The organism is Mesorhizobium sp. P2_A12 (assembly GCF_056405075.1).
The window spans coordinates 132,306-150,323 of sequence record NZ_JBFUCU010000002.1; the positions used below are offsets into that span (position 1 = coordinate 132,306).

18 protein-coding genes are annotated in these 18,018 nt (G+C 64.4%); 8 read left to right on the forward strand and 10 right to left on the reverse strand.

Translation table 11 applies throughout. The annotated features are described in order from the left end of the window. Positions 1–58: 58 nt before the first annotated feature. Entirely contained in the window at positions 59–817 is a 759-nt protein-coding gene (locus tag AC1DZU_RS05455; RefSeq protein WP_477282481.1) for a metallophosphoesterase family protein, read from the reverse strand. Between the two features lie 54 nt (positions 818–871). Further along, positions 872–1,228, reverse strand: a complete 357-nt coding sequence (locus AC1DZU_RS05460) for an ArsR/SmtB family transcription factor (RefSeq protein ID WP_184874572.1) — start codon at positions 1,226–1,228, stop codon at positions 872–874. A 207-nt stretch (positions 1,229–1,435) separates the two neighbouring features. Here AC1DZU_RS05460 and AC1DZU_RS05465 point away from each other — a divergent pair, with 207 nt between their 5' ends. Further along, complete coding sequence (locus tag AC1DZU_RS05465; RefSeq protein ID WP_477282483.1) at positions 1,436–2,614, forward strand: MFS transporter; 1,179 nt, start codon at positions 1,436–1,438, stop codon at positions 2,612–2,614. 25 nt (positions 2,615–2,639) lie between these two features. Here the strand turns inward: AC1DZU_RS05465 and AC1DZU_RS05470 are convergent, their stop codons facing one another. After that, positions 2,640–3,095: a MarR family winged helix-turn-helix transcriptional regulator gene (locus tag AC1DZU_RS05470; RefSeq protein WP_477282485.1), complete on the reverse strand. Its 456-nt coding sequence runs from the start codon at positions 3,093–3,095 to the stop codon at positions 2,640–2,642. A 230-nt stretch (positions 3,096–3,325) separates the two neighbouring features. Between AC1DZU_RS05470 and AC1DZU_RS05475 the strand changes: the two genes are divergently transcribed. Beyond that, positions 3,326–4,120: an SDR family NAD(P)-dependent oxidoreductase gene (locus AC1DZU_RS05475; RefSeq protein ID WP_477282487.1), complete on the forward strand. Its 795-nt coding sequence runs from the start codon at positions 3,326–3,328 to the stop codon at positions 4,118–4,120. A 22-nt stretch (positions 4,121–4,142) separates the two neighbouring features. Here the strand turns inward: AC1DZU_RS05475 and AC1DZU_RS05480 are convergent, their stop codons facing one another. Continuing rightward, positions 4,143–4,742, reverse strand: a complete 600-nt coding sequence (locus AC1DZU_RS05480) for a LysE family translocator (RefSeq protein WP_477282489.1) — start codon at positions 4,740–4,742, stop codon at positions 4,143–4,145. A gap of 178 nt (positions 4,743–4,920) precedes the next feature. Between AC1DZU_RS05480 and AC1DZU_RS05485 the strand changes: the two genes are divergently transcribed. After that, a complete protein-coding gene (locus AC1DZU_RS05485; RefSeq protein ID WP_477282491.1) occupies positions 4,921–5,790 on the forward strand; it encodes a LysR family transcriptional regulator in 870 nt (289 codons plus the stop codon). 228 nt (positions 5,791–6,018) lie between these two features. On the opposite strand, the gene AC1DZU_RS05490 is transcribed toward AC1DZU_RS05485, so the two are convergent. From AC1DZU_RS05490 to AC1DZU_RS05500, 3 genes are all read right to left on the reverse strand, one after another. After that, the gene (locus AC1DZU_RS05490; RefSeq protein WP_477282493.1) at positions 6,019–6,672 is read right to left on the reverse strand and encodes a dihydrofolate reductase family protein; all 654 of its coding nucleotides are present in this window, start codon (positions 6,670–6,672) and stop codon (positions 6,019–6,021) included. 118 nt (positions 6,673–6,790) lie between these two features. Continuing rightward, positions 6,791–7,633, reverse strand: a complete 843-nt coding sequence (locus AC1DZU_RS05495) for a protein-L-isoaspartate O-methyltransferase family protein (RefSeq protein WP_477282495.1) — start codon at positions 7,631–7,633, stop codon at positions 6,791–6,793. A gap of 75 nt (positions 7,634–7,708) precedes the next feature. Then, entirely contained in the window at positions 7,709–9,073 is a 1,365-nt protein-coding gene (locus AC1DZU_RS05500; RefSeq protein ID WP_477282497.1) for an Nramp family divalent metal transporter, read from the reverse strand. A 231-nt stretch (positions 9,074–9,304) separates the two neighbouring features. Between AC1DZU_RS05500 and mntR the strand changes: the two genes are divergently transcribed. After that, positions 9,305–9,760, forward strand: coding sequence for a manganese-binding transcriptional regulator MntR (gene mntR, locus AC1DZU_RS05505; RefSeq protein WP_477282499.1), 456 nt, complete (start codon positions 9,305–9,307; stop codon positions 9,758–9,760). Positions 9,761–9,864: 104 nt separating this feature from the next. Further along, complete coding sequence (locus tag AC1DZU_RS05510; protein WP_095090960.1) at positions 9,865–10,053, forward strand: hypothetical protein; 189 nt, start codon at positions 9,865–9,867, stop codon at positions 10,051–10,053. Between the two features lie 167 nt (positions 10,054–10,220). Here the strand turns inward: AC1DZU_RS05510 and AC1DZU_RS05515 are convergent, their stop codons facing one another. Further along, positions 10,221–12,290: a hypothetical protein gene (locus tag AC1DZU_RS05515; protein ID WP_477282502.1), complete on the reverse strand. Its 2,070-nt coding sequence runs from the start codon at positions 12,288–12,290 to the stop codon at positions 10,221–10,223. 195 nt (positions 12,291–12,485) lie between these two features. Here AC1DZU_RS05515 and ypfJ point away from each other — a divergent pair, with 195 nt between their 5' ends. Continuing rightward, positions 12,486–13,412: a KPN_02809 family neutral zinc metallopeptidase gene (gene ypfJ / locus AC1DZU_RS05520; RefSeq protein ID WP_477228134.1), complete on the forward strand. Its 927-nt coding sequence runs from the start codon at positions 12,486–12,488 to the stop codon at positions 13,410–13,412. 156 nt (positions 13,413–13,568) lie between these two features. Next, positions 13,569–14,834, forward strand: a complete 1,266-nt coding sequence (locus AC1DZU_RS05525) for a TCR/Tet family MFS transporter (RefSeq protein WP_477282504.1) — start codon at positions 13,569–13,571, stop codon at positions 14,832–14,834. Positions 14,835–14,871: 37 nt separating this feature from the next. On the opposite strand, the gene carA is transcribed toward AC1DZU_RS05525, so the two are convergent. Next, complete coding sequence (gene carA, locus AC1DZU_RS05530) at positions 14,872–16,077, reverse strand: glutamine-hydrolyzing carbamoyl-phosphate synthase small subunit (protein WP_477282506.1); 1,206 nt, start codon at positions 16,075–16,077, stop codon at positions 14,872–14,874. A 277-nt stretch (positions 16,078–16,354) separates the two neighbouring features. On the opposite strand from carA, the gene AC1DZU_RS05535 reads away from it, so the two are divergent. Next, positions 16,355–16,804, forward strand: coding sequence for a GatB/YqeY domain-containing protein (locus AC1DZU_RS05535; RefSeq protein WP_477282508.1), 450 nt, complete (start codon positions 16,355–16,357; stop codon positions 16,802–16,804). A gap of 140 nt (positions 16,805–16,944) precedes the next feature. Here AC1DZU_RS05535 and AC1DZU_RS05540 read toward each other — a convergent pair whose 3' ends face one another. Beyond that, positions 16,945–17,928: a hypothetical protein gene (locus tag AC1DZU_RS05540; RefSeq protein WP_477283260.1), complete on the reverse strand. Its 984-nt coding sequence runs from the start codon at positions 17,926–17,928 to the stop codon at positions 16,945–16,947. Between the last annotated feature and the right edge of the window lie 90 nt (positions 17,929–18,018).

Consider the following 18,018-nt stretch of genomic DNA (forward strand, 5'->3'; position numbering starts at 1 on the left):
CGACGCGCCGCCATGTAAGCCCGAAAATTCGACCTTGGCGGCATGAGCGCAGGTGCGTTCAGCCTGGCATAAACCCCGTCCTGAGCGCGTGGGCCCATTCCGGGCGTCCTGCCTGCTCGGCCTGCCGGGCCGCCGCCTCGTGGTCGTAGTCGACGGCGATGGCCTCGAAGCGGTCGGGCTGGCCGGCGTTGCCCAAGGTGACGATGCCGTAGCGCGCATGCGGCGAGCCCTGCTCCGAGACATGCGCCGGCGGTGTCGCATCGTCATAGGCAGGGCAGCCGATGCTGCCGGGATTGAAGATGATCGAACCACCGGGGATGCGGATCAACTCAGCCCGGTGGCTGTGGCCGCACAGCGCGATGCGGCAGGCCGGGTCGAGCGCCTTCAGCCGGCGCCGGATCGCCGCCAGTGGCGCGCGCACCAGCTGGCCATCGGTGATCGCGTCGAGCAGATATTTCTCGTCATGGTCGGGGCGGGCATGGAAGGCGATGATGCCGGGCGCGATCTCCAGCGTCAGCGGCTGCGCGAACAGCGCCTCGCGCTGCGCCTGCGTCAGCCGCTCCTGCGCATAGGCGTCGGAGGGCCACATCTCGTCACTGGCCGGGTCAGCGGCGACGCGGCGGTCGTGGTTGCCGCGCACCGTCGGCAGGTTGAGCGCTTCCAGCCGCGCAAACGTCTCGCGTGGCCACAGCGGGCCAGAAACGCTGTCGCCGAGATTGACGGTCAAGTCGGCGCCGCCGCGCTGCTTCAAATCATCAAGCACGGCGTCCAGCGCCAGCAAATTGCCATGGATATCGGCGAGGACGGCAATGCGCATTTTGGTGGCTCCGGGGGTGAAGCAGCATTTCTCAAGCGGGAACGAGGAACAGCCTCAGGCCGGCATTTCAAGGTCGTGGCCGCCGACCGCCGGCAGCGCCGGGTCGTCTCCGGCTGCGGCGATGACGCTGTCGAGCAGGCCGGGGAAGCGGGCGTCGAGGTCGGCGCGACGCAGCGTGATCATCCGGTTGGTGCCGACCACTTCGGCGCGGGTGACGCCGGCCTCGCGCAGTTTAGCTAGGTGGTAGCTCAGATTGGTCTTGGAGCCGAGATCGAGGAACTGGCTGCAGTTCAGCGCCACGCCTTCCTTACTGGCGAGATAGCGCACGATGGCGAGCCGCGTCGGGTCACCGAGCACGCCGAGCACGATCGGCAGGCTGATCTGGTCGGTATTGGGGTGTGGCAAGGTCATGGCTGGAAACTAAGCACAGTTCGGGCCGATTTCAACGCATCCATCCGGCGTGGCCATGCACACAGTTTCTCCGTTTCATGACCCGCGCTGGCCGACTGTGCTGACACAGGGCTGTCAGGAGGGTGCTGCTATTTTTCCCTGGCTTCATTGACATCATGCCCTGTTATGTCCAATTGTTCAATAACTTTTGAACTAAGGACACGCCCTATGGACAAGCGCCTCTTCTGGCTTGCGCTCGGATCGTTCACGATCTCGACCGAAGGCTTCGTCATTTCCAGCCTTCTGCCCGAGATCGCGGCGGACGCCGGAATCTCCATTCCGTTGGCCGGCACGCTGATCACCGCCTTCGCGCTCGCCTATGCGGTGGGCACACCGATCCTGGCGACGCTGACCGGCGAATGGGACCGGCGCCGTGTCATCCTGTGGACGCTGGTGTTCTTCGTCATCGGCAACATTGCCGCCGCGTTGAGCTCCTCCTTCGAACTGCTGCTGATCGCGCGCATCGTGATGGCGCTGTCGTCTGGCCTGTTCGCGGCGACCGCACAGGGCACGGCGGTGGCGCTGGTTGATGACCATCACCGGGCCCGCGCCATTGCCGTCGTCGTCGGCGGCACCACGGTGGCCGTCGCGGTAGGCGCGCCGCTCGGTGCGCTGGTTGCGACGATCGCCGGCTGGCGCGGCACGTTCTACGCAATTGCCGGCCTCGGCGCGCTTGCCGGCGCGATCTTGTGGTACCGGCTGCCGCGCGGCATCGTCGGCACCAGGCTGCCCCTGAAGCGCAGGCTGGCAGCGGCCCTGCGTCCTGGCGTCATGCCGATTCTGCTGACGACGCTTCTGGCGCTGACCGGCGCCTTCACCGTCTTTGCCTATGTCGCGCCGCTGGCGATCGAGGGCGGCGGGCTCAGCCAGATCGCGCTGCCCGGCATGCTGCTCGCCTTCGGTGTCGGCGCCGTCATCGGCAACATCGCCGGCGGCCAGGCAGCCGACCGTTTCGGCGCGACGCGCACCGTCGGCTGGTCGCTGACGTTGAGTGCGGCCATGCTGGTCATGCTGTCGGTCATCCCGACCTTCCTGCCGCCCCATATTGCCGGGCCGGCGCTGATGGCGATGATGGTGCCGTGGGGCATCGTCGGATGGGCGTTCCCTCCGGCGCAAGCCAGCCGCATCATCAAGCTGGCGCCCGACGCCGCCCCGATCGTGCTGTCGCTCAACGGTTCGGCGCTCTATCTCGGCGTGGCGCTGGGCGCCGTGGTCGGTGGTGGCGTGCTGCGCTATGGCGCGCCGGCCGATCTCGGCCTGGTCGCCGCGGCCTTCCCGATCATCGGGCTCGGCATCGTGCTGGCCGGGCGCTGGGCGGCGCGGCCGGTTGCAATGCCGGCTGAATAGTCTTTTCGGAAGCCCCTCGGCTGCCTTAGCTGGCCGGCGGCAGCTCGAAATCCAGCGCGGCGATGTCATCCAGCGCCGCGCGCAGTTTGGCCGCCTGATCCTTGCCGACCACGTCCTCGAAACGCTGCTGGGCGACGTGCCACAGCTTCATCGCCTCATCGAGTTTGACCAGACCCTGCGGCGTCAGCCGCACGCGCTTGATGCGGCGGTCGTCCGGATCGGCGAAAGTCTCGACATAGCCGTCGCGGATCAGCGGCTTCAGCGTATGCCCGAGCGCCGACAGGTCCATGATCAGGGACCCGGCGATGGCGCCCATCGCCGGCTCGTTGCCGATATGGATCTGATACAGCAGGCCCTGCTGCGTGGCCTTGAGGCCCGAAGGCGCTAGCACGTCATCATAATACTGGCCGAGCTTGCGTGCCGCGCGACGCAGCATGGCGTTGTTGCAGAGGGTCAAGCCGGGCAGGGTATCTTTCGACATGTTTTTCTCTCGGCTCTTTCTCTCGGCGACGGCTGCATCACGCCCGACCGCTTATCCTTAAATAATCCCCGTCCCGATCATTGACAAGATAGTGGCATATGCCTATTTCATTGATAGTGGTATATGCCACTAAATGAAATCAGATGGCTTTGGCGGCTGGGCGAGGGGGTTACCCCGGCGCCGGCGGCCAAGGTCGAAGCGAAGCAATCAATCGAAGAAGGAACAGGACAATGAGTGGACAGAGCAACAAGGGCACGGCGGTGGTCACCGGAGCTTCGGCGGGCATCGGCGCGGTCTATGCGGACAGGTTGGCAGGGCAGGGCTATGACCTGCTGCTGGTGGCGCGGCGCGCCGACCGGCTCGAGGAACTGGCGGAGAAGCTGCGCTATGCCTACGGCCGCAAGGTCAGCGTGATCAGCGCGGATCTCGCCGCCGACAATGACGTCCGCCGCGTCGAGCAGGCGATCGCCGCCGACGATAGCGTGACGGTCCTGGTCAACAATGCCGGCATTGGGGGCCAGCAGGTGGTGGCGACAGCTGATGCCGACGCGGCCGAGCGCATGATCAAGGTCAACGTCATCGCCTTGACGCGGCTGACCCGTGCGGTGCTGCCAGGTCTGGTGACGCGCAACCGTGGCGCCATCGTCAACATCGCCTCGGTGCTTGCCTTCGACACCTCGTTCGGCGGCATCTACAGCGGCACCAAGGCCTATGTCGTCAACTTCACCGAAGCCTTGCAGCGCGAAGTTGCGGGTACGCAGGTGAAGGCGCAGGTGGTGCTGCCAGGCGCGACCCGGACCGATTTCTGGGAAATCGCCGGCAGCGATATCGATAGCCTTCCGAAGGAGATCGTCATGACGGCCGATGATCTGGTCGATGCCGCCCTTGTCGGCCTGGCCAAGGGCGAAACGGTCACCGTGCCGGGGCTTGCCGACGCCTCCAAGCTGGACACTTTCCTCGGCGCGCGCCAAGCCTTCTACGGCAGCCTGCATGCCGACAAGCCGGCGGCACGCTACGCGGCTTGAGCCCGTGTGTGGCGGTTGGCGTTCAGGCCGACCGCCACATCGGAATGATCGAGGCGGCAAGCACCAGTGCCAGCACAATGTTGAGCGCGCGCCATTGCCGCTCGGTCTTGAGCAGTCGCGCGAGCAGCATGCCGGCCACGCACCACAGCGACAGCGAGGCAGCGGCTGCAAGGCCGAAGGTGGCGCCGAGCAGCAGCGCAAGCTGCAGCGGGCCGCTGGCCAAAGCCGCGAACGAGGCTGCCGCGCCCAGCCCCATCGCCCAGCCCTTGGGGTTCATCCATTGAATGCCGGCACCGCCGAGAAAGCTGTTCGGACTGGCCATGGTGACGTCCAGGTTGGGCGGTCCGCTGCGGCCGATCTTGATCGCCAGCCAGACGAGATAGAGCGAGCCGACGACCTTCATCGCCAGTTGCAGCGAGGGCACCGCAAGCAGCAGGCCGGCGAGCCCGGCAGCGGCCGCTCCCGTCACGGTGGCGAGGCCGGCGGCGCTGCCGACCAGCAAGGGGACCGAACGGCGAAAGCCGAATTGCGCGCCGGACGCCGTCGACAAGGTCGTAGCGATGCCGGGCGTGGTGGTGGCAACGATCGCAAACAGGACGAGGGGGATGATCGGCTCGAGCATGCGGCTTCCTTTGAAGCGTGTCGACACGCTTCAAGTTTCTGTTTCTGCATGTCGTTCGCCCAAAACCGCTGCGCACTTTTGGGCGACATGCATCGTCGGACACCGCCATCCTAGCCGCGCATGAACTTCAGTAAATGCAATGTTTGCTATGGCTGGCATTAGTAGACATAATGCAAGCATGATCCGAAATCTCGACATGGCGCTGATCCGCACCTTCGTCACCGTCGCCGACAAGGCCAGCATGACGGCGGCTGCCAATGCGCTGCACCTGACGCAAGGCGCCGTCAGCCAGCAGGTCAAGCGGCTGGAGGAGGCGCTCGGCGCCAGCCTGTTCGAGCGCGACCGGCCGGGTTTGCGGCTGACGCGCGCTGGTGAGCGGCTGTTCGGCAAGGGCAAGCGGCTGCTGGCCTTGAATGACGAGATCTGGGGCGAGATGGCGGGCACCGCGGTGGCCGGCCAGGTGCGGCTCGGCGTGCCCTACGATCTTGTCGGCACCTTGCTGGCGCCGGTGCTGAAGCGCTATGCCGAGACCTATCCGCAGGTCGAGATATCGCTGGTCTGCGCCTCGTCACCGGAGCTGACTGCTGCCCTCGCGGCAGGCACGATCGACCTCGCGGTGATCGAGGAACGGGTCGGCCCGTCGGCCGGCGAGTGCCTGGCCATCGACCGGCTGGTCTGGGTCGGCGCCAAGGGCGGCGTTGCCCGCGCCAAGCGGCCGCTGCCGGTTTCGATCGTTGCCGACACCTGCGCCTTCCGGCCGGCGGTGCTGTCGGCGCTCAGCGAGCACGGGCTGGAATGGCGCACCGTGTTCGAGAACGGCAACATCGACGCGACGACGGCTACGGTGCGCTCGGACCTTGCCGTCACCACATGGCTGGCCTCCACCGTGCCGGCCGATCTCGACATATTGCCATTGGAGTCCGGGCTGCCGCCGCTGCCGAATTTCTCGATCAACCTGCATTTGCCGAGGCATGGGGTCGGGCCCGCGGCACAGGAATTCGCGCGGTATGTTCGCGAAGGGCTGGCGCGGCGGCTGGTGGCAGCGTGAAGGTTGCAGTTCACTGGAGCACCCCTCATCCGTCTCGGCGCTGCGCGCCGATCCACCTTCTCCCACAAGGGGAGAAGTAAGCGCGCACGGATGTCATTGCTGATCGTCAACGTTGAGATTGGCTGCGCCGTATATGCCAGGCTTCACGTTCTCCCCTTGTGGGAGAAGGTGGCCGAGCAAAGCTCGGTCGGATGAGGGGTGCTCCAGCTTGATACCGAGTCCGACACGCTACTTCCAGTTCTTGCGCCGCTCGATCTCTGCCTCGGACGGCTTTTCCGGCGCGAACGATCCGGTCTTGATCTCGCCGCCACGCTCATAGGTCGCCATGATGACGCCGGTGCTGGAGGCCTGCGAACGGGTCAGCTTCAAGGCGGAAGGCATGGTGCCGTTGCCGAACAGCCGCTTGCCCTTGCCCAGCACCAGCGGGAAGATCAGCAGGTTGATCTCGTCGATCAGATCATTGGCGAGCAAGGTCTGGATCAGGTCGCTCGAACCCTGGATCAGCAGGTCCGGGCCGTCTTCCCGCTTCAACTTGCGCAGCGTTGCCACGACGTCGTCGCCCAGCGACTGGCTGTTGTTCCAGGTCAGCGTGTCGTGCCGGTGCGTCGCTACATATTTGGTGACGGCGTTGAAGCTTTCAGCGATCGGATCGTTGTCCTGGTACGGCCAGTGCGCCGCGAAGATGTCGTAGGTCTTGCGGCCGAGCAGCAGGTCGAAGGGCTTGGTGAAGGTCTCACCCATGAACGCGCCCATGGCGTCGTCCCAGTAGTGGAACGTCCAACCGCCGAACTTGAAGCCGCCGGCCGGATCCTCTTCCGGACCGCCTGGAGCCTGCATGACGCCATCGAGGCTGACGAATGTCGCGGCGATGATCTTTCTCATTCCAATGCTCCGGTTTCTCCAATCCAAGCCGTAGCGGCTGGACTTCAGCCCAAGGACGAGCGAATAGCCGCCCGTCCGACACCGCTGGCAAAATTTTGGCGGGCCCGCCGTCGATGCATCATCTGCGAGGCCTTGCATCGAGGGCGCGCGAGGAGAACCAGACCTCGCCGAAGATTGCTGTGGCGGTGCGGTCCGGCATCTTGTCCGACGTCAGCCAGATCGAGCGGCTGCTCGCGGCCTGGTCGCGCGTCGGGATCTTCGCCGTAGCATCTACCGCCGAGGCGCCGACACATGGAATGAACCATGAGCGCATGAAGGGATCGCAGGCGAAGCCTTTTGCGGTGCGGGTCACAATCACCGCCAGCGGAACGCGCTCGGCCGGGCGCCAGGGAAAGATCATGCGGCCGCCTGGCCGCAGCGCCTTCAGCCATCCCACCGGTGGCGCGGCGACGCCGGCATTGACATAGATGATGTCGGATGGCGGCAAGGGCGTCGTCACGGCATCGCCATGGACGACGGTCACGTTGCCATAGGTTTCGAGATTTTGTCGTGCGAGCTCGGCCAGGTTTTTGTCGAGTTCGAAAGCGGTGACGGTGCCGCCGGGCGAAACCAGTTTGGCCAGCGCCGCGGTGTAGTAGCCGGTGCCGGCGCCGATGTGGCAAACGGCCTCGCCGGGTTTCGGCGCAAGTTTGCCGATCCACATGGCGTGCAGGAACGGCTCGCCATTGTTGATGCCCTTGTCGTGGTCGAGCGCCACCAGCACGTTCTGGTAGATGTGAGCCGGATCGGCGCTCGGCGTCGTGATCTTGCCGTTGCCGGCGATGATCGTCCACGGTCCGGGACCGAGGAAGGCTTCGCGCGGCACCTCGGCGAAGACCGCCTCCAGGCGCGGATCGGGCGAGCCGGCATTGGCGGCCATCAGCCGCGCGTAGAACTTCCTGACGTCTTGGATCCCGGTCATGACGGCGGAGAAGATAGCGCGGATTGCCGATTTGTCGCCGGACTATCTCTCAACAGAAGCAGTCGATTTCGGGTCTCAGCCGACCCCGAACATGGTGTCGTAGAGCAGCTTGAAGTTGAGCACCAGGATGATCGCGGCGACCACCCAGGCCAGTGCGGCGACGCCACGCGGAATGGCGAGGTTGCCCATCTTCTTCCTGTCGGAGACGAACAGCACCAGCGGGACAACCGCGAAGGGCAGCTGCATCGACAGGATCACCTGGCTGAACACCAGCAACTGGCCGGTGCCTTTTTCGCCATAGAGCGCGGTGACGACTACCACCGGGACGATGGCGACGCCGCGTGTCAGCAGCCGGCGCGCCCAGTTGGGGATGCGCAGGCGCAGGAAGCCTTCCATGACGATCTGGCCGGCCAGCGTCGCCGTCACCGTGGAGTTGAGGCCGGAAGCCAGCAGCGCGACGGCGAACAGGATCGAGGCGATGCCGAGGCCCAGCAGCGGCGACAGCAGCTCGAAGGCCTGGCCGATCTCGGCGACATCCTGGTGGCCGGTGTCGTGGAAGGCGACCGCCGACACGATCAGGATCGAGGCGTTGACGAACAAGGCGAGCATCAGGGCGATGGTCGAGTCCGTCGTCGCCCATTTGATGGCGTCGCGCTTGCCCTTGTCGGTGCGCTCATAGGCGCGGGTCTGCACGATTGAGGAGTGCAGATAGAGATTGTGCGGCATGACGGTGGCGCCGATGATGCCGATGGCGATGTAGAGCATTGCCGGATTGGTGACGATCTCGGACGACGGAATGAACATTGCATGCAGGATCGAGCCGGCCGGCGGGGCGGCGACAAAGATCTGGATGGCAAAGCAGCTGAAGATGATGATCAGGAGCGCGATGACGAAGGCTTCGAGATAGCGAAAACCCTTGTTCATCAACAGAAGCACGAGAAAGGCATCGAGCGCCGTGAGCATGGCGCCGCCGATCAGCGGAATGCCGAACAGAAGCTGCAGCGCGATCGCGGTGCCGATGACTTCGGCCAGGTCGCAAGCAATGATGGCCAGTTCGCAGGCGATCCACAGCATGAAATTGACGGGGCGCGGATAATAGGCGCGGCAGGCCTGGGCGAGGTCGCGGCCGGTGGCGATGCCGAGGCGGGCAGCCAGCGCCTGCAGCAGGATCGCCATCAGGTTGGAGAGCATGATGATGAACAGCAGCGTGTAGCCGAACTGCGCGCCACCGGCGAGGTCGGTCGCCCAGTTACCCGGATCCATATAGCCGACCGAGACCATGTAGCCAGGGCCCATGAAGGCGAACAGCCGTCGGAACCAGACGCCAGAATTCGGCACGGCGATGGAAGAATTGACCTCGCGCAGGCTGGGCTGGTCGTCCTCCTCTGGCCTGGCGAACCGCCAAGTGGATCGGGAGGCTGTGGCTTCGACTTCAGACATGAGGGGCTTTCCGCGGGACGCGTCGATGTTGTCCTAAGGTATGCCATGGCTCAACATTATGCAATATGCTATATTTCATTGTCGGTGCTTTTTGGCGAGGCCGTGACCTCGCGCGGGAGCGGCTGCCGATAACGCCGGTTGCGCCTGTGGCGGAATGCAAATAAACGGCCTGAAGAATCAGAGCCCGTGCTATGAATGCATGGACGGCTAAACTCCCAGGAGGAGCGCGCATTGGCGCTGAAGAACAGACCGGTCCCGCGCGAAAAGCCGCTGCCTGACGCCGACGTCCATTCGGAGGGGTTCCGGCACACGCGCGAAGCGCGCCGCAGTGCGCTGGTGGAGGATTATGTCGAGCTGATTGCCGACCTGATCGAGGATGGCAACGAGGCGCGCCAGGTCGATATCGCCGCACGGCTCGGCGTGGCCCAGCCGACGGTGGCCAAGATGCTGACCAGGCTGTGCGCCGATGGGCTGGTGTCGAGAAAACCCTATCGCGGCGTGTTCCTGACCGTGGCCGGCCGCAAGGTCGCGGAGGAGAGCCGCATCCGCCACCAGACGGTGGAAGCCTTTTTGCGTTCGCTCGGCGTCAGCGCCGAGACCGCGCGCATCGATGCCGAGGGCATCGAGCACCATGTCAGCGCCGAGACACTCGAAGCGTTCCGCAAGGCGATGACGGCAGCGCGCTGAGCCGCATTGCCCTTAATTCCCGACCTGCGGGCCATCGGAACCGCCTGATGTTACGAACGTTGCTCCTGACACCGCGCGATCGTCGCGCGCCAAGGGAGGAAGTGATGGGCGTTGAACAGGCACCGACCGCAAAGGGCAAGCAGGCGGCCAAGGGATTGAAGCAGGCGGCGGCGAAGGACGAGCGCAAGACCGAGGCCGAGACCGGTCACCCGCTGAAGAAGGGCGCCGCGCGTTTCGAGGAGCGCTCAAAGAGTTCCGACGGCAAGAGCGCCGGCGCCAAGCAGAGGGATTAGGCGCCTCTCGGCCAGACATCGTCAATTGTCGGCGAAAGCCGTTTGCTGAGACGCAGCAACCGCACCTTCGTTGTGGCAGAACCGCTTGTCCCTAGGCTATGGCCCGGGCGTTAGCCCTTTGAAAGGACCGCTGGGCCTATCAATTTGCCTGCGGCAAAACCGGGCTCTCACTCCCTGACATCTTGCACCCAGCTTCTGGGGTGGCCGTCGACGCGGAACTGGAAGATGAAATAGGGCGGGATGCAGGTGCCTTCGCCGGCTTTTGCTTCCGCCAGGTCGTCATAGCCGGCGGTGCAGATATAATCCTCGCGGCAGGGGTGCGCCTTGTCGCATGCACGCAGGCCGGCGGTCTTGGTGAATTCCTTGGTGCAGAATTTGTGATCCTTGCCCGACGCGATGCAGTCGTTGAAGCCGGTCTTGGCCAGCCGGCCGCATGTCGCCTCGTCGGGAAGCTTGTCGCAGCTTGCCTTGCGCAGCATGCCGCCGGGAAAGCCGCCGGTCTTCTGCTGCGGATTGTCATAGCGCTGGCGTGCGGCGCCATAGCCGGCGAGCTTGACCAGCGGCTTCTTGTCCCGCGCCGGATCGATGGCGCATGCCTTGGCGGTGGCCGGTGACAGCCGGCAATACTGGTCGTTGCCCCATGTCGACATTTTTATCTCGCCGAACTCGACGGGGTCGCCGACCGCCGTCCCGGCCTCGCTGACGCAGGTGCCGAACCCCGGATGGATGGCGCTCTCGTGGACGCCGGCGCAGCGCAGGCCTTCGCCGCAACTCCAGTCCTTGAAGCTCAAATCCTCGCCGCGATAGCAGATTGAGCCCCAACCATTGTAGAGGTCGGTGCCCTTCAGCGCCTCGGCGTATTTCTGGTCCGGACGGGCGGCAAAGCCACGCGTGAAATCCGGATGGCCGCCAGCGGCAAACTGCTCGACGATGGCGCGGCGGCGGGGCAGGTCGGCAAAGAACACGGCCGAGCCCGGCACGAAGACAGCGTTGCGGCGCGGCTCGCTGGCCGGGTCTGCGCCGGTATAGTGGAAGCCGGCAATGCCATGCGTCTGGTGGCAACCGGTGCAGGTCATTTCATTGAGCCGCAATTCGAAGCCGGCCACCGACTTGACGGAGGAGAGCGTGTTGCCCCTGGCAACGTAGTCCTTCAGCGCCTTGTCGATATCGGCGTCGTCGACCAGCCCATAGGCGATGTTGTTCTGCGACCGGCTCAGGCCGCCGGGTGCTACGGAGACGGCGCTCTTGGCCAAGACCTTTTCGTCGATGACCAGCCGCCCATGATCGAGGTCGTAGATGTTTCGGTCGGTGAGCAGCCACTTGGCGAAGGACGGCTTGTCGGCCAGCACGATGGCCCGGTCGATCTGGTTCTCCATTTTCGATTCGTAGAAGCTCGAGGTGGCCGGATTCCATTTGAAGATCTTCAGCAGATATTCGGCGTGGCCGCCGAAATCGCGACGCGTCGAGGCCGATAGCCTGAGCACCTGCATGTTGAGTTCGAGCCGCATGATCTGCGACGAATTCAGCATGGCGCCGGAGAGCGGCCCTTCGTCGGAGCGCAGCCACGCCGCCAACTGGTTTGGCGGCAGATCCTTCTGCCCGGCTGCAAGCCAGCGCTTGGCGATTTCGGCGCAGGACACATCGATTGCGCTCGGCAAATCCCTTGAAGCACGGGCCTGGGCCTGCGTGGGCTTGGCGTTGAACACCAGGCTCATGGTCAGCGGCAGGCGCGAGGAGATGCGCTGGCCCGCCTTTCCCTTCACCGGCTTTTCCGCGACCGAATAGTGGAAGCGATAGATCAGCCGGATCTCCCCGCATTCGGTATGGCCGAGATAGCCGCGATCCATGCGGTTGACGACCCCGGTCAGGTCGAGCGTCGAGCCGTCGTCGTCGATGTATTTCGGATTGAATTTCTGGCTGGTGTCGTTCGACTTGGCCATGGCCGCGACATAGGGGTCGGGACTGGTCTTCGGTTCGTCGGCGATCTCAAGCTTGACGGTGTCGCGGACGGTGGCCAGCGCCGGCACCGAAAACAGGCCGCGATTGTCGACCTCGCGGGTGAGGCCGAGTGCCGGACCGAGCAGGCGGCTGATCGACAGGCCGCCACGCTCCAGTGCCTGCAAAGTGGCGGGATCGGTGACGGCGACTCTGGAATCAAGCGTCACCGCGCCGGCACTTGCGAGACCAAGGCAGAGCAGGGCCGCGAGCAGCGACACGAATTCACCGACCGTCTTCAAGCCTCGCGTACCCCCTCGGTTTGCAGCGATGCTACAGGCCTTCCGTGGTCTGGGCCAGAGCGGCGAGGCCGCCATATCGGCAAGGGTGCAGTCTCGAAAAATGCTGTGACTTGGTGCAACCATTGGGATAATTGTTTGTTGGGTTGAGCCGGCCATGCCGGAACAATGGGGAAGTTCGCAGCGCGAGGAGTTGCCATGCTCTGGAGAGGCCGTCGTCAGAGTGACAATATCGAGGACGACCGCAGCGACAGCGGCGGCGGGCTCGGCGGCGGCAGCCCCGGTCAGTTCCGCATCCCCATCGGTGGTCGCGCCGGGGGCGGCGGCAGCATCTTCCTCGTCATCCTGGTGGTGCTGGCCGGATGGTATTTCGGCTTTGATCCGTCGACGATCCTGGGTGGCGGCGACGGCGGCCTGCTGCCGGGCGGCGGCGGGCAGATCACCGACGACAGCGGCGGCCAGGACAGCGGCGCGGGTGCGCCCGCCAACGACGAGATGAAGCAGTTCGTCGCCACCGTGCTGGCCGAGACCGAAGACACCTGGACCGGCATCTTCAAATCGCAGGGCCTGACCTACGAAGACCCGAAGCTGGTGCTGTTCAGCGGCCAGGTCCGCTCGGCCTGCGGCTTTGCCTCCGCGGCAGCCGGACCGTTCTATTGCCCCGGCGACCACAAGGTCTATCTCGACATGACCTTCTTCCAGCAGCTCGACCAGCAGTTCGGCGCCTCGGGCGAGTTCGCCCGGGCTTATGTGGTCGCGCATGAGGTCGGCCACCATGTGCAGAACCTGACCGGCATCATGTCTAAGTTCAACCAGATGCGGCAAGGCATGAGCGAAGCCGATGCCAACCAACTGTCGGTGCGCATCGAGCTTCAGGCCGACTGCTTCGCCGGTGTGTGGGCACATTACACCGCGCAGAAAGGCATATTGGAGCAGGGCGACATAGAGAGCGCGCTGAACGCCGCCAAGCAGATCGGCGACGACACGCTGCAGAAGAAGACGCAAGGCTATGTCGTGCCGGAAAGCTTCAACCACGGCACCTCGCAGCAGCGGCAAACCTGGCTGGCGCGCGGCTACAAGAGCGGCAAGCTTTCGGACTGCAACACGCTGAGCGGCCCGATCTGAGCGACGGGTTCCCCAGACCGTCCTGACGGCGAAGGTGTCGTCAGGGGATGTCAGGATAAAAAAATCCGGCCTGTTCCCTCATTGTTCCTTCAGGCGGGCTCGCTTATAAGGTGCGTCCGCCTGCGCCCCAGGGCGAGCAGAGGAGCTTGACCCTTCATGATCGACCCTAAAACCGCCAGACGGGGCCTTGCGCTCGTCTTCACCACGCTTCTGCTCGATATCATCGGCTTCGGCATGATCATGCCGGTGCTGCCGGCCTATCTCAGGGAGTTGACCGGCGTCAGCATCAGCGGAGCGGCGATCGAGGGCGGTTGGCTGTTCTTCGTCTATGCGGCCATGCAGTTCTTCTTCGCGCCCATCATGGGTGGCTTGAGCGACCGTTTCGGACGGCGGCCGATCCTGCTCGCCTCCGTGCTGACCTTTTCCATCGACAACCTGATCTGCGCCGTCGCCTGGTCCTTCCCCATGCTGTTCATCGGGCGCGTGCTGGCCGGCATTTCCGGCGCCAGCTATTCTACCACATCCGCCTTCATCGCCGACATCTCCAACGATGAGAACCGGGCGAAGAATTTCGGCCTGCTCGGCATCGCTTTTGGCGTCGGCTTCGTCATCGGTCCGGTTCTGGGCGGGCTGCTCGGCACGTTCGGGCCGCGCGTACCGTTCTATTTCGCCGCCGGGCTGGCTTTCGTGAACTTCCTGATTGCGCTGTTCCTGTTGCCGGAAACGCTCGACGACAAGCACCGCCGCCGCTTCGAGTGGAAACGCGCGAACCCGGTCGGGACGCTCCTGCAGATGCGCCAATACAAAGGCATCGGCTGGATCGGGCTTGTCTTCTTCCTGATGACGCTTGGGCACATGATGTATCCGGCGGTGTGGTCGTTCGTCTCCAACTACCGCTACGGCTGGAGCGAACAGCAGATCGGCTTTTCGCTCGGCGCCTTCGGCCTGTGCGGTGCGATCGTCATGGCGACGGTGCTGCCGCGCGTGATCCCCAGGCTTGGCGAGTGGAAGACGGCAGCCATCGGCCTTGCCTTCACGGCGCTCAGCGCCTTCGGATACGCCTTCGCGTCGCAAGGCTGGATGATCTATGCGGTGATCGTCGTCGGCTGTCTGGAAGCGCTGGCCGATCCCCCGCTGAGGAGCCTCGCCGCCGCCAAGGTGCCGCCTTCAGCGCAAGGCGAACTGCAAGGCGCGATGACCTCGATCTTTTCGATCACCTCCATCATCACTCCGCTGCTCTATACGGCGATCTTTTCCTGGTTCACCGGGCCGAGCGCGCCCGTGACCTTCGGCGGCGCGCCCTATCTGGTTGGCGCGTTTTTCCTGACGCTGGCACTCATCGTCTTCATCACCAAGGTGGCAAAGCCGGTGGCGGTCAGAAACGTCACCACCAGCGTGGCGGAAGATGGAGCGCAGATATGAGCGATGACGGGCGCGTGGGGCGGCGCAAAGCTTCCGGCTAAGCCCGCTCCGCCAGCAATTCCTCGCCGCGCTTTTCGCGGATCAGGTTGACGAAGCGGCGGAACAGATAGTGCGAATCCTGCGGGCCGGGCGAGGCCTCGGGATGATGCTGGACCGAGAACACCGGACGGCCGGTCAGCGTGATGCCGCAATTCGAGCCGTCGAACAGCGAGACGTGGGTTTCCTCGACGCCTGATGGCAGCGAGTCCGCATCGACGGCAAAGCCGTGGTTCATGGAGACGATCTCGACCTTGCCGGTGGTGTGGTCCTTGACCGGATGGTTGGCGCCGTGGTGGCCCTGATGCATCTTGGCGGTCTTGCCGCCCAGCGCCAGCGCCAGCATCTGGTGGCCAAGGCAGATGCCGAACACCGGGATGTCGGTCTTCAGCAGGTCCTGGATGACCGGCACGGCATAGTCGCCGGTGGCTTCGGGATCGCCGGGGCCGTTGGAGAGGAAGATGCCGTCCGGCTGCATGGCAAGGATTTCTTCAGCGCCGGTCTTGGCCGGCACCACGGTGACCTTGGCGCCGAGGCCGGCGAGCAGGCGCAGGATGTTGCGCTTGACGCCGTAGTCGATGGCAACGACATGCATCGAAGGCTCGGCCTGTTCGCCAAAGCCTTCGTTCCAGACCCATGGCGTCTCGCGCCAGACCGAGGACTGACCTGACGTGACTTCCTTGGCGAGATCGAGCCCGATCAGGCCCGACCATGCGGCGGCGCGCTGCTTCAGGTCGTCGAGGTCGAAGACGCCGTCGGGCGCATGCGCAATGACTGCGTTGGGCATCCCTTTTTCACGGATCAGCGCGGTGAGTGCGCGGGTGTCGATGCCCGACAGGGCGACGATGCCGCGCTTCTTCAGCCACTGGTCGAGACCGGTACCGGCGCGGTAGTTGGACGGGTTGGTGACATCGGCCTTGAACACGGCACCGACAGCGCCGGCGCGTGCAACCGGATTGAGATCCTCGATGTCCTCTTCATTGGTGCCGATGTTGCCGATATGCGGGAAGGTGAAGGTGACGATCTGGCCGGCGTAGGACGGGTCGGTGAGGATCTCCTGGTAGCCGGTCAGCGCGGTGTTAAAGCAGACTTCGGCAACGGCGGATCCGGTGGCGCCCAGGCCGCGACCCTCGATGACGGTGCCGTCGGCCAGAACCAGAAGGGCGGTCGGCTTTTCGGTTGCCCAAGCGGGGGTCATCTCGGCCATGGAGGCGCTCCTATCAGTCTGCGCGCTGCAATCGGCCCGGCGGGTCATCTGCGCGGCAAATAGCGCGAAGCGGCGATTTCGCAGCTTCCACGCAGTCAAGCTTCAGTTCATGCAAGGCCCAGTACATAGGGGAAGGGCGCAAAGCGGTCAATGATCATGCGCAATCCGGCTCCGATTTATTTCATCTAGCAATATCAGTGGCTTGCCTGGCAATATCAGGGTTTGCGTTGGCCTGTCCCCGGCGCTATTGTCCGCGCCGATCGAAGGAGAAAGCACCATGCGTGGCAAAATCGCCGAATCCCTGAAGAGCGCGATGAAGGCACAGGACAAGCACCGGCTGCCGACATTGCGGCTGATACAGGCGGCCATCCACGACCGCGACATCGCCAATCGTGGCGCCGGCAAGGGCCCGGCCGGCGACGAGGAAATCCTGCAGATCCTTGCCAAGATGGTGAAGCAGCGCGAGGAGTCAGCCAAGGCCTTCGACGACGGCAAGCGGCCGGAACTGGCCGCGCAGGAGCGTGGCGAGATGGAAATCATCCGCGCCTTCCTGCCGACGCAGTTGGACGATGCCGCCGTGGCGGCGGCGGCGCGCGAGGCGATCGCGTCGACAGGTGCGGCCAGCCAGAAGGACATGGGCAAGGTGATCGCCGCGCTGAAGCAGAAATATGCCGGCCAGATGGATTTCGGCAAGGCAAGCGGCATCGTCAAGGGTCTGCTGCAGTAGGCTTGCCGCCCATCGCTGACCGGGGCTTGCGACCGTCAGCGGTTGCCAATTCGGCCTGACCGTTCACCAATGCCTTCGACAACGATGCGGATCAGGTGCCTGATCTCATCTTCGCTGAGAGGCCTATCCGGGGGCGGACTTCAAGACCCCTTGCAGATCGGCAGTGGCTGGGGCGGTGGTGCCGGATGATCCTTCTTGTATTGGGCGATGACCGGCTCGAGGGTTTTTCGCGGCCAGAATTTCGGGGTGCCGATTTCCTTCAGGCAGGATGCGTTCCAGTAGAGCTCACCGCCCGACCGCGAACGGTTGGCCGCCACTGCGGCGATGTCGCGTGATTCCGGGTAGATGTAGAGCGTCGTCGGGTTGTCCTTCACCATCGCGATGATCTGCCGTGCATCCGCCGACGACCAGCTGGTGCAGCCGTTGCTGCGACCGCCGGCATAGTCCACCAGCTTGCCGAACGGCACGAAACCGTCATGGTCGGCGTATGAGCTGTTCGGACTCTTGCGCATACACATGCCGCGCAGCACCTGGGCCGCATGGCCGCCGATCACCCGCTGTCTGGCGTTGGCGGCTTCGCCTTCGCCGTCGAACTGTATGAAGGTGCGCAAGAAAGCCGCGTCCTGTTTTGCACCGGTGCGATAAAAGCCTTTGAACGACGTTTTCGCCTCGCGGGTCATATAGGCCCCGCCGGCGGTCAGTTCAGAATCCATGGCGTTGCCGAAGTTCTTCGCGCACCGCCTGCCATTTGAAAAATCGACAGTGCCTTTCAGATTCCGACCGGCGCCATGACCCGATGAGATCGCGCGAAACGACTGGCTGGCTTCGCAGATGACATAGTACCGACGCCCGAGCACGCCATTGCCCAGATCGCCGGGACGTGTGGCGTCCATGGCGAAGTAGCAGGGATTCCTGACCGCACCTTGCGCCACCTTTTTCAGGTAAAGCGCGCGCGCCCGCTCCAGGACCACTTGCGAGATCTGACCATCGCTGTCGCCGACATGGGCCTGCAACCAGGCGGGAACATCGGGAAACGCGGCAAACGACCGCGCCGACACCGTCAAAGCGATGACAGCAAGGAGGAGGCTGGCGACGACACCCAGAGGGACAGATCTCAACCGCACCTGATCAATTCTCCCACCGTTCGCAATTCCCCGCGGTGTTGCCGCCGCGAATCGATCATAAATCGCCTCGCGCCAATCGGCGAAACACAT

Coding starts and splice junctions, on each gene's coding strand:
- AC1DZU_RS05455 (WP_477282481.1), bottom strand. CDS start 817: ATGCGCATTGCCGTCCTCGCCGATATCCATGGCAATTTGCTGGCGCTG.
- AC1DZU_RS05460 (WP_184874572.1), bottom strand. CDS start 1,228: ATGACCTTGCCACACCCCAATACCGACCAGATCAGCCTGCCGATCGTG.
- AC1DZU_RS05465 (WP_477282483.1), top strand. CDS start 1,436: ATGGACAAGCGCCTCTTCTGGCTTGCGCTCGGATCGTTCACGATCTCG.
- AC1DZU_RS05470 (WP_477282485.1), bottom strand. CDS start 3,095: ATGTCGAAAGATACCCTGCCCGGCTTGACCCTCTGCAACAACGCCATG.
- AC1DZU_RS05475 (WP_477282487.1), top strand. CDS start 3,326: ATGAGTGGACAGAGCAACAAGGGCACGGCGGTGGTCACCGGAGCTTCG.
- AC1DZU_RS05480 (WP_477282489.1), bottom strand. CDS start 4,742: ATGCTCGAGCCGATCATCCCCCTCGTCCTGTTTGCGATCGTTGCCACC.
- AC1DZU_RS05485 (WP_477282491.1), top strand. CDS start 4,921: ATGATCCGAAATCTCGACATGGCGCTGATCCGCACCTTCGTCACCGTC.
- AC1DZU_RS05490 (WP_477282493.1), bottom strand. CDS start 6,672: ATGAGAAAGATCATCGCCGCGACATTCGTCAGCCTCGATGGCGTCATG.
- AC1DZU_RS05495 (WP_477282495.1), bottom strand. CDS start 7,633: ATGACCGGGATCCAAGACGTCAGGAAGTTCTACGCGCGGCTGATGGCC.
- AC1DZU_RS05500 (WP_477282497.1), bottom strand. CDS start 9,073: ATGTCTGAAGTCGAAGCCACAGCCTCCCGATCCACTTGGCGGTTCGCC.
- AC1DZU_RS05510 (WP_095090960.1), top strand. CDS start 9,865: ATGGGCGTTGAACAGGCACCGACCGCAAAGGGCAAGCAGGCGGCCAAG.
- ypfJ (WP_477228134.1), top strand. CDS start 12,486: ATGCTCTGGAGAGGCCGTCGTCAGAGTGACAATATCGAGGACGACCGC.
- AC1DZU_RS05525 (WP_477282504.1), top strand. CDS start 13,569: ATGATCGACCCTAAAACCGCCAGACGGGGCCTTGCGCTCGTCTTCACC.
- carA (WP_477282506.1), bottom strand. CDS start 16,077: ATGGCCGAGATGACCCCCGCTTGGGCAACCGAAAAGCCGACCGCCCTT.
- AC1DZU_RS05535 (WP_477282508.1), top strand. CDS start 16,355: ATGCGTGGCAAAATCGCCGAATCCCTGAAGAGCGCGATGAAGGCACAG.